Consider the following 14,312-nt stretch of genomic DNA (forward strand, 5'->3'; position numbering starts at 1 on the left):
CAGCTATAAAAAAGTGTAAGTTATTAAATTACAGGCACAAAAAAAGGAGCCATAGGCTCCTTTTTAATACTTATATGAAAAAGCTTAAGCGGCTAGGCCTTCTTTTGCTTTTTCTACAAGCGCTGCGAATGCAACTTGGTCATAAACAGCGATATCTGCAAGGATCTTACGATCGATTTCTACAGATGTCTTTTTAAGACCATTGATAAAACGGCTGTAAGACAGACCATTTTGACGTGAAGCAGCATTGATACGTGCAATCCATAATTGACGGAAAGTACGTTTCTTCGCACGACGGTCACGGTAAGCGTATTGACCCGCTTTAGTAACAGCCTGGAAAGCTACGCGGTAAACACGTGAACGTGCTCCGTAGTAACCTTTTGCTTGTTTTAAAACTTTTTTGTGACGTGCACGTGCGACAACGCCGCGTTTAACTCTTGCCATTTCTAAAAACCCCTATTAAGCGAACGGTAACATACGTGAAACTAGACCATGGTCATTTTTATGAACCATCATCTTAGGACGTAGGTGTAACTTACGCTTAGAAGTTTTCTTAGTCAGAATATGACGAAGATGCGCTTGTTTACGCTTGAAACCGCCAGAAGCAGTCTTTTTGAAACGCTTAGCAGCGCCACTGTGACTTTTTAGCTTATAAGCCATTGCAATAACTCCAAATTGTATTGCTTTTAAATTAGTAAGCAGGCGTGAGATATATTTCTATAGCTCCACTTTTAGGCCTAACTTACTGCCATGTTCCGGTGAAGACCCAGCATAAATGCCGCAATCTTACTTTAATACCGGTTAACTCAGGTGAATATTCGCATATTACTTGCAGACCTGAGCTAATTTCGGTGCGTATTATCGCTTAAAAATTATTTTTTAGCAACAGGCGCCATCATCATAACCATTTGGCGACCTTCAACACGATTTGGGAAAGACTCAACTACTGCAAGTTCTTCTAAATCGGCTTTGATACGGTTTAATAATTCTATACCAATTTCTTGGTGAGCCATTTCACGACCACGGAAGCGGATAGTAATCTTAGCTTTATCGCCAGCTTCTAAGAACTTACGTAAGTTGCGAAGCTTAACCTGATAATCACCTTCATCCGTACCAGGACGGAATTTGATTTCTTTTATCTGGATTTGCTTTTGCTTCTTCTTCTGCTCTTTTAGTTCTTTGCTTTTTTCAAAGATGAACTTACCGTAATCCATGATTCTACAAACAGGCGGCTCAGCGTTTGGACTGATCTCAACAAGATCAACACCCGCTGCATCGGCCATAGTTTGCGCGTCTTGTAATGACTGAATTCCAGCTTGTTCGCCTTCAATGTCAATTAAACGAACTTCTTGCGCTGTAATTTCTTCGTTAATACGATTTTTTTGAGCTGTTTGTTGCCCTTTCTTGCCGCCTCTAATAGTACGTTCCTCCAAGAATATCAATAATATAAGCGTGTAATTGGCTGTTTGTTAATGCCTTACACGCTCGATTTTTACTGTCGATTTTTAATTTCTTCGCTAATTTTAGCTACAAAATCATCGACATTAAATTTGCCTAGGTCTTCACCTGTGCGAGTACGCACTGCTACTTCTTGTTGTTCAACTTCTTTATCACCAACAACAAGCAAGTATGGAATACGCTTCAGTGTATGCTCACGGATTTTAAAGCCAATCTTCTCATTTCTCAAGTCAGCAGCGGCTCTAATTCCAAGTTTATTTAATTTTTGTACAACTTCTTTAACATAAGGAGCCTGTTTATCGGTAATATTCATAATTACCACTTGCTTTGGCGCAAGCCACGTCGGGAATAAACCAGCGTACTCTTCAGTTAAAATGCCAATAAAGCGTTCAATAGAACCTAAAATAGCACGATGTATCATTACAGGTGTACGACGTTCGTTATTTTCTGCTACATAAGTAGCGCCTAAACGACCCGGTAATGCAAAGTCTAATTGCACTGTACCACACTGCCACGCTCTGTCTAAACAATCGTATAAAGTAAATTCAATCTTCGGACCATAAAACGCGCCTTCACCCGGAAGATAATCAAATTCAATATCGTTTAGCTTAAGTGCTTCGGCTAAAGCAAGCTCTGCTTTATCCCACATATGGTCTTCACCAATGCGTTGTTCTGGGCGAGTAGATAGCTTAACTACAATCTTCTCAAATCCGAATGTTTCATATGTATCATAAACCATCTTAATACACGCTGAAACTTCGTCCATTATCTGCTCTTCGGTACAGAAAATGTGAGCATCATCTTGTGTAAAGCCACGTACACGCATTAAACCGTGTAGTGCACCTGATGGTTCATTACGATGACAACAACCAAATTCAGCCATACGAAGTGGTAAATCACGGTACGATTTTAAACCCTGGTTAAAGATCTGCACGTGTCCTGGGCAGTTCATTGGTTTAATCGCGTATTCACGCTTTTCAGACTCAGTGGTAAACATTGCTTCTGAGTATTTTTCCCAGTGACCTGATTTTTCCCAAAGTGAACGGTCCATCATCATTGGACCTTTTACTTCTTCGTACTCATATTCGCGTAACTTTTCACGTACAAATTCTTCAAGCTCGCGGTAAATGCTCCAACCATCGTTGTGCCAAAATACCATGCCTGGCGCTTCTTCTTGCCAATGCCATAAATCAAGCGCTTTACCAATACGGCGGTGATCGCGTTTTTCAGCTTCTTCAAGGCGTTTTAAATACGCTTTAAGTTGCTTTTTATCGCCCCACGCTGTGCCGTAAATGCGTTGTAGCATTTTGTTTTCTGAATCACCACGCCAATATGCACCCGCAACTTTCATTATTTTGAAGTTTTGGCAAAATTTCATGTTAGGAACGTGAGGTCCACGACACATGTCTACATATTCTTCGTGATGATATAACCCTGGGCGGTCATCTTTAGCGATGTTTTCGTCCAGAATTTCTATTTTGTATGTTTCGCCACGCGCTTCAAATGTATCGCGTGCTTCTTGCCAGCTTACTGTTTTTTTCACTACGTCGTAGTTGGTTTTTGCAAGTTGCAACATACGCTTTTCAATTGCTTCAAGATCATCTTGTGATAATGAATGTTCCATATCGATATCGTAGTAAAAACCGTTATCAATGGTAGGACCTATTGCCATTTTTGCGTCTGGGAAAAGTTGCTTAACTGCATGACCAATTAAGTGAGCACAAGAGTGACGAATGATTTCAAGGCCGTCATCGTCTTTAGCGGTAATGATCTCAAGACGAGAGTCTTCACTAATTAAATCACATGCATCAACACGGTCGCCATTAACACGACCCGCAATGGTCGCTTTAGCTAAACCAGGGCCAATATCGTTTGCAACATCAAGCGTGCTTACAGGGTTTTCAAAACTACGTTGACTTCCGTCTGGAAGAGTAATAACTGGCATTATAAATCCTTGCTACAGTGGTGACACCTACAATGTATCACGTGTATTTTTAATAAATTAAATGAGAATGACTCGACAACGCTTTTACGAATAAGCATTGACTAATAAATGTAGATGCAGAGTCTATTCAACTACAAAGATATATTGTCGCGTGCTGCGCATTTAATTACAAGTTTTAAGGGGTGAAATCCACCCGTTTTGAGCACAAAATGTAACTTTTAGAGCAAAAAAAATCATTTCATTAAAATATAAAAGCATCAACGCACTAATTACGCACCTACAACTATACCTACACTCGCATTTTAATGTGTGTTGCGTATAATACTGCGTAATTAAGTTATTTTAGAGAATAGACATGAGAACATGTGGTGTAGAAATTACCGGTAGTGATGTACTACTTTGTATTTTAAGTAAAGATAATGACGTATTTGATATTCGCGATGTGCGCCAAACACGCTTTACCTTAGGTAACGGTAACGACACTGAAGTAATGCGTAAATTTCAATTCGATTTTGCAAAACTAATGCAAGATTACCAAATTGATTCTGTTGCAATCCGTGAGCGTCAGCCTAAAGGTAAATTTGCTGGCAGCGCAAAGGGATTCAAAATGGAAACTGCGATTCAATTAATCGACAATTTAGACGTACGTTTATTTACCACAACTGAAATTAAAGAACAGGTAAAGCGTAATCCTATTCCTATTGATTTTGAAGAAACAGGTCTTAAAAAGTACCAAGAAAATGCATTTGTAAACGCTTACGTTTACATAATGAAAAAAACATACCGCAGCGACGAAATGTAAACTCATTACTCGTTTAAAAACGCGTACTTACATTGTAAGACGCGTTTTTTTGTGTCTAAAAAGTAGTATTAGCTTTTATTAATCTAATAATACATTAGTCTAACTGCACTTCTCTTTGTCGACAATATGTGTTTATTTTAACTTTGTAGTTTACATAACTCACACACATTTTCATGGAGAGAGCAATGCACACACACACTATTGCGGTAAAAGAAGTAGAACAAATAAATCACTTACCGTTATCGCAAAGCTACTTTAAAGGTATACAAAGCACACCTTTAACAAATTCGACTATCGGGGAGTACTTTGACTTTATTGTCGACAAAAATCCAGGGGCGTTAGCTGTTGTAGTTCATCACCAGGGTATTCGCTTAACGTATAAAGAATTTCAAAAAGAAGTTAATCAACTTGCTATGGGGTTGCTGGCACTTGGCGTGAAACCAGGCGAGCGTGTTGGTATTTGGTCTCCTAATAATATTGAGTGGTGCTTAACCCAATTTGCAACAGCCAAAATTGGCGCAATAATGGTTTGCATCAACCCGGCGTATCGCCCTAACGAATTACAATATGCCTTAAATAGTGTTGAATGCTCTACTCTAATCACAGCATCAAACTTTAAAGGCAGTGATTATTTAGAAATGCTCAATGGTTTGGCTCCAGAACTTGCAACTTGCGATAAAGACACACTTAATTTAAAAGCACTGCCCACTCTTAAAAATATAATCCGCATTGGCGATGAAGCATCTCCTGGTATGTACTCTTTTAATGATGTTATTAACTTGCCAACACCAGCACATGAGCTTGAATTAAAAGCAATAGGTGCAAACTTAAATGCTGAGCAAGACATCAATATACAATTTACATCAGGCACAACAGGCAACCCAAAAGGCGCAACGCTCACTCATAAAAACATTTTAAATAATGCGCTATTCGTCGCCGAATCTATGCACTTTACGAGCGATGACAAGTTATGTATCCCCATCCCGTTATATCATTGCTTTGCAATGGTATTGGGTAGCTTGTTGTGTGTTAGTAAAGGTGCAGCAGCCATTTACCCAGGCGATTCATTCGATGCAAAAACCACACTAGATGTAGTTCAACAAGAAGGATGTACAGCGCTGCACGGTGTACCTACTATGTTTATTAGTGAGCTTGAGCTAAGTAATTTTAACGATTATGACTTAAGTACTTTACGCACGGGTGTAATGGCAGGCTCTACATGCCCAGAGCAAGTAATGCGCAAAGTACAAACACAAATGAACATGCATCAAGTACTGATTGCTTACGGGCAAACGGAGTGCAGCCCCATAAACAACATTACCGAAACAGACTCTTCAATAGAGCGGCAAGTAACGACGGTTGGCCGCGCACTTGCCCATACCGAGGTTAAAATTATTGACGAGTTGGGTAACATTCAACAAATTGGTCAACCTGGCGAAGTGTGTAGTAAAGGTGCAGGTATAATGCGCTGCTATTGGAAAGACGATGCTAAAACAAAAGCCACAATAGATGAAAGTGGTTGGCTACACTCTGGCGATTTAGGTGTCATGGATACAGAAGGGTTTGTCACTATTGTTGGCCGTATTAAAGATATGATTATTCGTGGCGGCGAAAACATTTACCCGCGCGAAATAGAAGAAGTGCTTTACACCTACCCGGGCATTCAAGATGCTGCCATATTTGGTATAACAGATGAAAGGTATGGCGAGGAAGTGTGCGCTTGGATCCAACCAAAAGAAGACGCTGTGCTTGATGAGCAAGCAATTCGTGAGTTTTTAAAAGACAAACTAGCCTATTTTAAAATGCCACGACATATCCGTTTTGTAGAAAACTATCCAATGACAGTAACAGGTAAACTGCAAAAATTTAAAATGCGTGAGCAAATGCAAGAAGAGCTAAGCGACAAAGCTTTCTCCTAATTTTTCTCTACAAAAAATCTGAACTCTGAATAATAAATCTACCTCAAGTAACGATTAAAAAGCACAGCCAATTGGCTGTGCTTTTTGTATACTAAATTTATTATAAATCTAACATTCTCTTTTTTAAACGTTCTAAATCAATCGCACTCGAGCGCACTGTTAATTTAATATGGCTGTATTCATATTCTTCTTTAACAACACTCATACTCGATCGGATTTCGCCCACGATACCTTTGGCTGTGTACGGTATAACAATCTCTTCTTCAATCATGTCCTCTTGAGCAATGCCAATAATATATTTGTGCAATTTACTAATATCATCTGGATTACGCGTAGAGGTCATCATCGCATCAGGAAACTCATCCATTAGCGACTGCTGCTGCTCAGTACTTAATTGGTCTGACTTATTCAGTACTAATAATTTTTTGCTGCCTTCCACCCCAACTTCTGCCAGTACTTTATGTACTACTTCAAGTTGTGAACGAAAAGAAGGATCTGAAGCATCTACAACATACAACAATAACGATGCATCATGTGCCTCAGCGAGCGTTGAATGAAATGAAGCAACCAAATCATGAGGTAATTTTTTAATAAAACCAACCGTATCTGAAACCAATATACGAGGCTGCGTAATCGGATACAGCGCACGAACAGTGGTATCTAGCGTTGCAAAAAGTTTGTTTTCGCCTTCTACATCACTACCTGTAATTGCGCGCATCATTGATGACTTGCCCGCATTGGTATAACCAATTAAAGCCACTGAGAATAGCTCAGAGCGCTGCGTACGTCTGTCCATCATTACATCTTGAACACTAACAAGTTCGCGCTTTAATTCTGCTAACTGATCGCGCACCTTACGGCGATTAAGCTCAAGTGTGGTTTCACCCGCACCTTTACCCATTTGGCGTTCTTTATCACCTGTTGATGTTTCACGCAGTCGTGGCGCGACATAATTAAGGCGAGCAATTTCAACTTGTAATTTTGCAGTTTTAGTACGCGCATGACGGCTAAATATTTCAATGATAATACCGGTGCGATCAAATACTTCCACACCCAGCTGGTTCTCAACATTACGTAGTTGAGAAGGCGTTAAATCACAGTCAAATACCACTACATCAGCACATGCAAAATCAAGTTCGTCTGATGGAATTTCTGAGGATATTTCTGTTAAAGGGTCTTCATCAAGTAAATCATCTTCTTGCTCGTTTTCAACCATCCCTTTATTGCCGGTAAGGTGTGCTATTTCAGCTAGTTTTCCTGAGCCCAGTACATTAACTTTTTGGGTAGAACTTTGCTTTTGCGATTGTGTACCTACTACTTTAAAGCCTAACGTAGTTACCAAACGAGCAAGCTCTGCAAGCGACTCTGTTGCTTCGTCACCTTTAAATTGTGGTGTACTAATAGAAATAAGTAACGCATTAGGAAGTGATGGTTTTGCAGTTAGTTGCATAATTTTTTGTCTTAATGCACCTAAAGTGCAAACCTAATTTTCATTCGAAAGTAACTTGATCCTACGCTGTTATAGCCCAGCTTTATAGGGTTATAGTTCACTAATGGCGTTAATATTTAAAACTAACCATAATATACTCAATTTTATGGCTAGTTTTAAAATCACATTATATTAAAGCCTTATTGTTCAGCTTTAATATTAAACGACACCCTGCTCAATCATTGCATCTGCAACGCGCCTAAAGCCTGCAATGTTAGCGCCTAATAAAAGGTTTCCAGGCTCACCAAATTCTGTAGCGGTGTCGTTAGCGGTAACAAATATATTTTTCATAATTTGTTTTAGCTTTTCATCAACTTCTTCAAAGGTCCAACTTTGCATGCTCGCATTTTGCGCCATTTCTAATTGGCTTGTTGCAACGCCGCCAGCATTGGCGGCCTTACCTGGCCCATACGCAATTTTTGCAGCAATAAAGCAATCAATAGCCTCTTTTGTTGAAGGCATGTTTGCGCCTTCACTTACTAATAAACAACCGCCGGATAATAATGCGTTAGCGTCTGCCTGTGTTAATTCATTTTGTGTGGCGCACGGAAAAGCAGCGGCAGCATTAAAGCGCCAAACAGCGTGCCCATCTTTAGGGTAGTCAATTGCAGAAATATAAATAGCATCGGGGTGAGTTTTTTTATATACGCTCAAGCAATCACGCGATTGCTCTTTCAAACATTTAATAAGATTTAAATCTATACCCGACTCATGATACACAGTGCCACGAGAGTCGTGCAACTTACTGGTGTTGCCCCCATTTGATAAAGCTTTTCCATAGCATAAATAGCAACATTACCTGCGCCCGAGACCAAGCAGCGCTTACCTTGTAGGCTATCGCCGCGCGCTTGCAGCATGTAGTCAGCAAAATAAACAGCGCCGTATCCAGTGGCTTCTTTTCGTACAAGCGATCCACCCCACAATAAGCTTTTACCTGTTAAAACACCTTCATAGCGCCCAGTCAAACGCTTATATTGACCAAACAAGTAACCTATTTCTCTCGCCCCGACTCCAATGTCTCCAGCGGGTACGTCGGTTGTAGGGCCAATATGGCGATAGAGCTCGCTCATAAATGATTGGCAAAAACGCATTATTTCAGCATCTGAGCGCCCTTTTGGATCAAAGTTTGCCCCGCCTTTACCACCACCGATTGGTAAACCTGTTAAAGCATTTTTAAATATTTGCTCAAACCCTAAAAATTTAATTATGCTGGCATTTACACTTGGGTGAAAACGTAAGCCACCTTTATAGGGGCCAAGTGCAGAGTTAAACTCAATTCTGTAGCCTTTATTTACCTGAATATTGCCTTCGTCATCAACCCAGGGAACTCTAAACATAATTTGACGTTCGGGTTCAACTAAGCGTTGTATAATGGCATTTTTTTTGTATTTTTCTGAGTTTTCTAAGATAGGTTCGAGTGATTCAAGTACTTCTTCAACAGCTTGATAAAACTCGCATTGTGCAGGACTACTATTTTTTAATTGTGCGATTGTGCTATGGATATAATTCATAATTATTCTTCCGTGTTAATAATAAAAGTATTTATCAGATGTTAAAGTAAACGTGATCAAGTTTATGATTCATGCTTTAAGGTCTTAATTTAATATAATTAACTATTACCTTAGCATGAAAAATTAAGATATTTAACGCGAGCTACGTGAATTATTTTTGATTAGAAGTTTGATTTTTATTTATTAAAGATGAATTTAAATTCACAGATTTAAAATTAGAACAGTGCCAAGCGAATTTTTATATTTTCAAAAAGGAGTTTTAGAAGTATTAGGTTAGGTGTGGATTTTTTAAAAAATATAACAATTAATGGGCTTTATACTGCATTGCGCTCGCAAAAAACCCATTAACTAAAAGCTAATTAGCTAAAACCAGTTACTCAGCAGACTCTTCTGGACGGTGCTGCTTTTGTACGCCGGTTAAAAACAGGCGTAATATTTGATCGTTACAAACACGATAATGTTTGTTATCTACTTTTCGAGAAAATGCGCTTAACTCATGTTTACTTAAATCAAAATCAACAAGTGCAAGTGTTGCTATAACATCTTCTGCTTTCATGTTTAAAGCAATACGTAGCTTCATAAAGATAATATTGTTGTTTAGCTTTTTCTCAGGCTCTGGTTGCTCACCTTCGCGTTTGCCACGTTGGGTATTAATAAACCCATTTAAAAAGCTAGCAAACTCAGTATCACTTATTGGGGTAAAAGCCTCTTCACCTTCTTTAGTTAACCATGCAATTACTTGCTCTTTGGTGACCGTATGCTCTGCTGATGCAAAAACATTGACCATAGCAGTATCAGTTAAGTTAAAAGTGTAGCGAATGCGGCGTAAAATATCGTTATTAGTCAAAGTAAATCCCAAAGTGAGGTATAGCAACCAAGCAGTTATTGCTTAATTTTAAATAAGCACCTAGTTTAACAGGTTTACTAATACCACCCTATTAATTTTTATCTGAGCTTCTTATACCTAGTTACCAAGCACCTTGGCAGGATCTACGCGCGTTGCTTGCCATGCAGGATAAATAGTGGCAAGTATCGCAAGCACAAACGTAACAATCACTGTAATACCAATGTCTTCAAGTACTAATTTACTTGGTAAAAACTCTATAAAATAAACGCCCTCAAGTGGATTAGCTCCAAATAATTGGCTTATCCACGTAAAAAGTTCACTTATATTAAGCGCTAATACCACACCAATTAGTGTTCCTAGTGCCACGCCTACAAATGCTTGCATTAAGCCTTGCATTACAAAGGTGGCTAAAATAGTACTGTCTTTCGCGCCCATGGTTTTTAAAATTGCGATATTGCCTTGTTTTTCGCGTACTTCCATTACCAAGGAGGACACAATATTAAAACTGGCTACCGCTATAATTAAAAACACCACAATATAAACAATGGTACGTACCATTTGAATATCTTGATAAAGGCTGCCTTGGGTTCTAAACCAACTGGAAACATACACGTAGTCGTCAATAGTTTGGCCCACTTTTAGCGCTATTTGGTGCGCCGTAAACACATCATCAACACTTAACCGCAGCCCTGTTACTTGAGTTTCATCGTAACCCAATGTTTGCTGAGCTTTATTAAGATGTATAAACGCAGCGGTACTATCAATGGGGCCGCCCATTTCTATAACACCTGCAAGGTTAAGTGTTACGCGTTTAGGCGCTAATAATGACTGACCTTTTTGGCCTATTTGCGGAATAAGTAACGTAATGTTGTCGCCTACTTTTGCATCTAACTGTTTTACTATTTGCTTACCTAAAATTACATCATCAAGGCCTAACTGACTCACTAATTTACCACTGGTAAACTGATTTACTGCCGATACATTACTCTCGAGCGATGGCTCAACACCTCGAATTTCTATCGCTTTTAGCTGGCTTTTATATTGCGCCATCCCATTCACTGCAATAAATGGCGCAGCCCCTGTTACATGCGGTTGTGTTTGTAAATCCTCAACTTTTTGCGACCAATTCGCGATGGGTCTACTTGGTGCTACATATTCAACCTGCGGCACAACGCTTAGCAATCTATGTACTAGTTGTTGCTCAAAACCATTAATTACCGACAGCGCCACAATTAAAACCGCGACACCTAATAAAATACCAATAGTCGACGCTTTAGCGATAAAACTAACAAAGCCGTTTTTTTCATCTTTGTGGCCTGAATAGGCTCTAAAACGTTTACTTAAAAATGCACTAAGCAACATGCTGCGACTCTTTAATAGCTAATTTTCCATCGTCTAAATAAGCTATTTTGCCTAGCTTATCGGCAAGTTCTAAATCGTGTGTAACTACCACAAAACTCGTGTTTAAGCTTTGGTTAAGCTCATTAATTAAATCGTAAATTTTAATCGCATTTTGTTTATCTAAATTACCGGTTGGTTCATCAGCAAGCACAAGCGCAGGTTTAGTAACCAGTGCGCGGGCAATGGCCACGCGCTGGCGCTCTCCACCAGAAAGCGCAGACGGTTTATGCGAGCTGCGATGTGCAAGGCCGACTTTTTCGAGCATATCGAGCGCTTGAGCTTTGGCTTCTTTTGCACTCAAGCCTTTAATTAATAATGGCATAGCCACGTTTTCAACTGCGCTAAACTCCATTAATAAGTGATGAAATTGATAGATAAAGCCCAAATTTTGGTTTCTAAATGCGGCTTGCTCTGTTCGCGAAAGTTTTGCAACTTCTTGGTTTTTAATTTTAGCGCTACCTGAGCTTGCGGTATCTAATGTGCCAAGTATGTGTAAAAGCGTACTTTTACCAGAGCCAGAACTCCCCACAATAGCGAGCATTTCACCTTGCTGAAGCGCTAAATCGACGCCTTTTAATACTTCAACTTGGTTGCTGCCATCTTGATAAACCTTACTTAAATTTTCACAACTAATTACTAAATCATTCATAACGTAATACCTCTGCTGGTTTTACTTTTGCGGCTTTACGCGCAGGATATAAGGTAGCTAAAAAGCTCATAGCAATACTGGCAAACGCTATTATTACTAAACTCAAAATATCAAATTTTACCGGAAGCTCTATACCCGCCAGTAAGTTTAAGCCCACTAATGCAAGTAGCTCATTTATATATAAACTAAATATTACACCTAAAAATGCGCCTATTGCGGTACCAATTACGCCGTTATATAGGCCTTGCACCATAAACACTTTTTGCACTTGCGAAGGTGTTAAACCTAACGTTTGTAGTATGGCTACTTCACCTTGTTTTTCGCTTACCATCATGGTTAATGCCGATACAATATTAAATACAGCCACCAATACAATGAGGGCAAGCAACATAGACATAATGCGCTTTTCCATAGCAACGGCTGCAAATAGAGTACCTTGGGTACTGCGCCAATCACTATAATTATGATCTTGTAAAATACGCTGGCTTGCTTCAATAAACTCATCTAGTTCGAAAGGTTCGTGCAATAAAACACTTAAATTTGGGGCAGTGTTTTTATCCAGCTTTAACACCCGTTGTAGTGAAGCGCCACTCGTAAACGCAAGCGCCATATCTATCTCAGATCCGGTTTCGTATATTGCGGCAACTTTAAATAAACGCTGGCTGGGTACTCGCCCAAGTGGTGTATACGTTGAAGCATTAGGCATAATAACGCGAAGCTTATCACCCACGCTAACGCCTAATTTACGACTCAAATAACGGCTTATAGCAATGTTGTAATTTTTGTTTAATACAGTTTTCCAATCGCCTTGCACTATTTTATCGGTAATTCTATACAAAGAACCACTATCGTTATAAAGGCCTTGTAATAAAACGCCGTGCAAGTCTTTATTCGTTTGCAAAATAGCTTCACCGTGGCGATATAAGCTTACATGATCAACATAAGGAGATTGTTCGAGGTCGGTTTTTAGGGTGTTCATTTGGGTGGCAGTGTTTTTACCTGCGCTAACTTCAACATGCGGAATAAGTCCAAGCATATTGGTTTTTAGGCTATTTTCAAACCCGTTCATTACACTGCTTACCGTAAATAATGCCATTAAACCAATAGCGATACCGGCAATAGAAAAAAACGAAATAAACGATATAAACGCATTTCCTTTAGAGGAGCGACTATATCTAAGCCCTATAAATAAGCTAACCGGTTGAAACATATTATTTTTAACACTTATCGTAAAAGTATTGAGCAATAGTAGCACGAAAAAAGTGCCTTTGGGTATGGCGTAAAATGTAAGAAATAATTTAAAAATCTGATACTTGGCTATATTTACAGCAATACGTGTTTAACCATTAATTCGCGGTTAAGTTTTCAGCCCTTTAACTAAATAATCGAGCAATACCCGTACATTAGTGGCCACAAACTGCCTTGGTGGATATACGCCCCATACCCCTTCTTGCTGTGGTTGATAGGGTGTTAAAATAGGCACCAATTGCCCTGAGTTAATTTCGTTTTCAATGTAGTAGTCTGGGAGCTGTACAATACCGAGCCCCTTTTTTGCGCCATCCACCAGCGCCCAACCACTATTACACTGTAACCGCCCCGCTATTTTAATGTGTTTATCGCGCCCATTTTCGTTTACGCGCCAGTAGCTGCTATTACCAATTAAACATTCATGGCTGTTTAGCTCGCCTAAAGTATGCGGCTCACCAAATCGCGTTAAATACTGTGGCGCCGCGCACATAATAAAACGCCGCGCACTTAATCTACGCGCTTTTAAGCTCGAATCTTTTAAGTGCCCAAGCCTTATTGCTAAATCAAATCCGCCCTCTAATAAGTTTTCTTGCTCATTACTTAATGTGGCAACAACTTCGACCTCAGAATGATCCTTCATAAAGTTATGCACTATGGGCATAATAAAGCTCTCTCCGTACATAACTGGTGCTGTGAGCTTTATTTTACCTTTAGGTGTACTTTGTTGTTGAGCAAGACCTTGAGTTGCTTCATCCATAGCATGTTGTAAGTGCTTTATTTGATGTAAGTACACTTCGCCTTCTTTGGTTAAAACCACTTTACGGGTTGTACGAGTTAATAGTTGTGTATTTAAACGTTGCTCAAGCGCTGTTACATGGCGGCTAATATGCGCAACCGAAAGCCCAAGCGTTTTTGCAGCCGCAGTAAAGCTGCCCTCCTCCCCTACAGCTATAAACTCATCTATTCCATTCCAACGCGCCATTATTACCATACTGTAAAAGTGTTTTAATAAAATTGAGATTATCATTATTTGAGAAACAAAT

At 39.4% G+C, this 14,312-nt stretch carries 12 protein-coding genes and 1 pseudogene; 2 read left to right on the plus strand and 11 right to left on the minus strand.

What is annotated here, in order from left to right; translation table 11 throughout:
- Window positions 1–84 precede the first annotated feature (84 nt).
- The 4 genes from rplT to thrS all read right to left on the minus strand — a co-directional run bounded on the left by rplT (window position 85) and on the right by thrS (window position 3,403).
- Window positions 85–444, minus strand: a complete 360-nt coding sequence (gene rplT, locus GQR39_RS05545; RefSeq protein WP_002960711.1) for a 50S ribosomal protein L20 — start codon at window positions 442–444, stop codon at window positions 85–87.
- A 15-nt stretch (window positions 445–459) separates the two neighbouring features.
- Window positions 460–660, minus strand: a complete 201-nt coding sequence (rpmI, locus tag GQR39_RS05550; RefSeq protein WP_002960713.1) for a 50S ribosomal protein L35 — start codon at window positions 658–660, stop codon at window positions 460–462.
- Window positions 661–872: 212 nt separating this feature from the next.
- The gene (gene infC / locus GQR39_RS05555; protein ID WP_002960714.1) at window positions 873–1,433 is read right to left on the minus strand and encodes a translation initiation factor IF-3; all 561 of its coding nucleotides are present in this window, start codon (window positions 1,431–1,433) and stop codon (window positions 873–875) included.
- 59 nt (window positions 1,434–1,492) lie between these two features.
- On the minus strand, window positions 1,493–3,403 hold the full coding sequence (thrS, locus tag GQR39_RS05560; protein WP_007582683.1) for a threonine--tRNA ligase: 1,911 nt from the start codon (window positions 3,401–3,403) through the stop codon (window positions 1,493–1,495).
- A gap of 355 nt (window positions 3,404–3,758) precedes the next feature.
- Between thrS and GQR39_RS05565 the strand changes: the two genes are divergently transcribed.
- Together GQR39_RS05565 and GQR39_RS05570 are read left to right on the plus strand one after the other, a co-directional pair.
- Window positions 3,759–4,205: a DUF3010 family protein gene (locus tag GQR39_RS05565; protein ID WP_007582681.1), complete on the plus strand. Its 447-nt coding sequence runs from the start codon at window positions 3,759–3,761 to the stop codon at window positions 4,203–4,205.
- Window positions 4,206–4,390: 185 nt separating this feature from the next.
- On the plus strand, window positions 4,391–6,124 hold the full coding sequence (locus GQR39_RS05570) for an AMP-binding protein (protein WP_165735012.1): 1,734 nt from the start codon (window positions 4,391–4,393) through the stop codon (window positions 6,122–6,124).
- A gap of 100 nt (window positions 6,125–6,224) precedes the next feature.
- Here the strand turns inward: GQR39_RS05570 and hflX are convergent, their stop codons facing one another.
- The 7 genes and pseudogenes from hflX to GQR39_RS05605 form a co-directional block, all read right to left on the minus strand.
- Window positions 6,225–7,574, minus strand: coding sequence for a GTPase HflX (hflX, locus tag GQR39_RS05575; RefSeq protein ID WP_024592374.1), 1,350 nt, complete (start codon window positions 7,572–7,574; stop codon window positions 6,225–6,227).
- A 198-nt stretch (window positions 7,575–7,772) separates the two neighbouring features.
- Window positions 7,773–9,124: pseudogene (gdhA, locus tag GQR39_RS05580) on the minus strand (NADP-specific glutamate dehydrogenase).
- A 373-nt stretch (window positions 9,125–9,497) separates the two neighbouring features.
- Window positions 9,498–9,971, minus strand: coding sequence for a DUF1456 family protein (locus tag GQR39_RS05585; protein WP_002960721.1), 474 nt, complete (start codon window positions 9,969–9,971; stop codon window positions 9,498–9,500).
- Between the two features lie 117 nt (window positions 9,972–10,088).
- Window positions 10,089–11,333, minus strand: coding sequence for a lipoprotein-releasing ABC transporter permease subunit (locus GQR39_RS05590; RefSeq protein ID WP_165735013.1), 1,245 nt, complete (start codon window positions 11,331–11,333; stop codon window positions 10,089–10,091).
- Window positions 11,323–12,021 carry a lipoprotein-releasing ABC transporter ATP-binding protein LolD gene (gene lolD / locus GQR39_RS05595; RefSeq protein WP_007375330.1) on the minus strand — a complete coding sequence of 233 codons (699 nt, stop codon included), beginning with the start codon at window positions 12,019–12,021 and terminating at the stop codon, window positions 11,323–11,325. The genes GQR39_RS05590 and lolD overlap by 11 nt, the downstream gene beginning before the upstream one ends.
- Complete coding sequence (locus tag GQR39_RS05600) at window positions 12,014–13,231, minus strand: lipoprotein-releasing ABC transporter permease subunit (RefSeq protein WP_165735014.1); 1,218 nt, start codon at window positions 13,229–13,231, stop codon at window positions 12,014–12,016. Before GQR39_RS05600 ends, lolD begins: the two co-directional genes overlap by 8 nt.
- Window positions 13,232–13,378: 147 nt before the next feature.
- Window positions 13,379–14,251, minus strand: a complete 873-nt coding sequence (locus GQR39_RS05605) for a LysR family transcriptional regulator (protein ID WP_206007772.1) — start codon at window positions 14,249–14,251, stop codon at window positions 13,379–13,381.
- Window positions 14,252–14,312: the final 61 nt, after the last annotated feature.

The organism is Pseudoalteromonas sp. C8 (genome assembly GCF_011378685.1).
Lineage (GTDB): Bacteria > Pseudomonadota > Gammaproteobacteria > Enterobacterales > Alteromonadaceae > Pseudoalteromonas > Pseudoalteromonas arctica.

Bases quoted from the DNA above. Each gene is read 5' to 3' on its own strand.
- rplT (WP_002960711.1), bottom strand. From the start codon at position 444: ATGGCAAGAGTTAAACGCGGCGTTGTCGCACGTGCACGTCACAAAAAA.
- rpmI (WP_002960713.1), bottom strand. From the start codon at position 660: ATGGCTTATAAGCTAAAAAGTCACAGTGGCGCTGCTAAGCGTTTCAAA.
- thrS (WP_007582683.1), bottom strand. From the start codon at position 3,403: ATGCCAGTTATTACTCTTCCAGACGGAAGTCAACGTAGTTTTGAAAAC.
- GQR39_RS05565 (WP_007582681.1), top strand. From the start codon at position 3,759: ATGAGAACATGTGGTGTAGAAATTACCGGTAGTGATGTACTACTTTGT.
- GQR39_RS05570 (WP_165735012.1), top strand. From the start codon at position 4,391: ATGCACACACACACTATTGCGGTAAAAGAAGTAGAACAAATAAATCAC.
- hflX (WP_024592374.1), bottom strand. From the start codon at position 7,574: ATGCAACTAACTGCAAAACCATCACTTCCTAATGCGTTACTTATTTCT.
- GQR39_RS05590 (WP_165735013.1), bottom strand. From the start codon at position 11,333: ATGTTGCTTAGTGCATTTTTAAGTAAACGTTTTAGAGCCTATTCAGGC.
- lolD (WP_007375330.1), bottom strand. From the start codon at position 12,021: ATGAATGATTTAGTAATTAGTTGTGAAAATTTAAGTAAGGTTTATCAA.
- GQR39_RS05600 (WP_165735014.1), bottom strand. From the start codon at position 13,231: ATGTTTCAACCGGTTAGCTTATTTATAGGGCTTAGATATAGTCGCTCC.
- GQR39_RS05605 (WP_206007772.1), bottom strand. From the start codon at position 14,251: ATGGCGCGTTGGAATGGAATAGATGAGTTTATAGCTGTAGGGGAGGAG.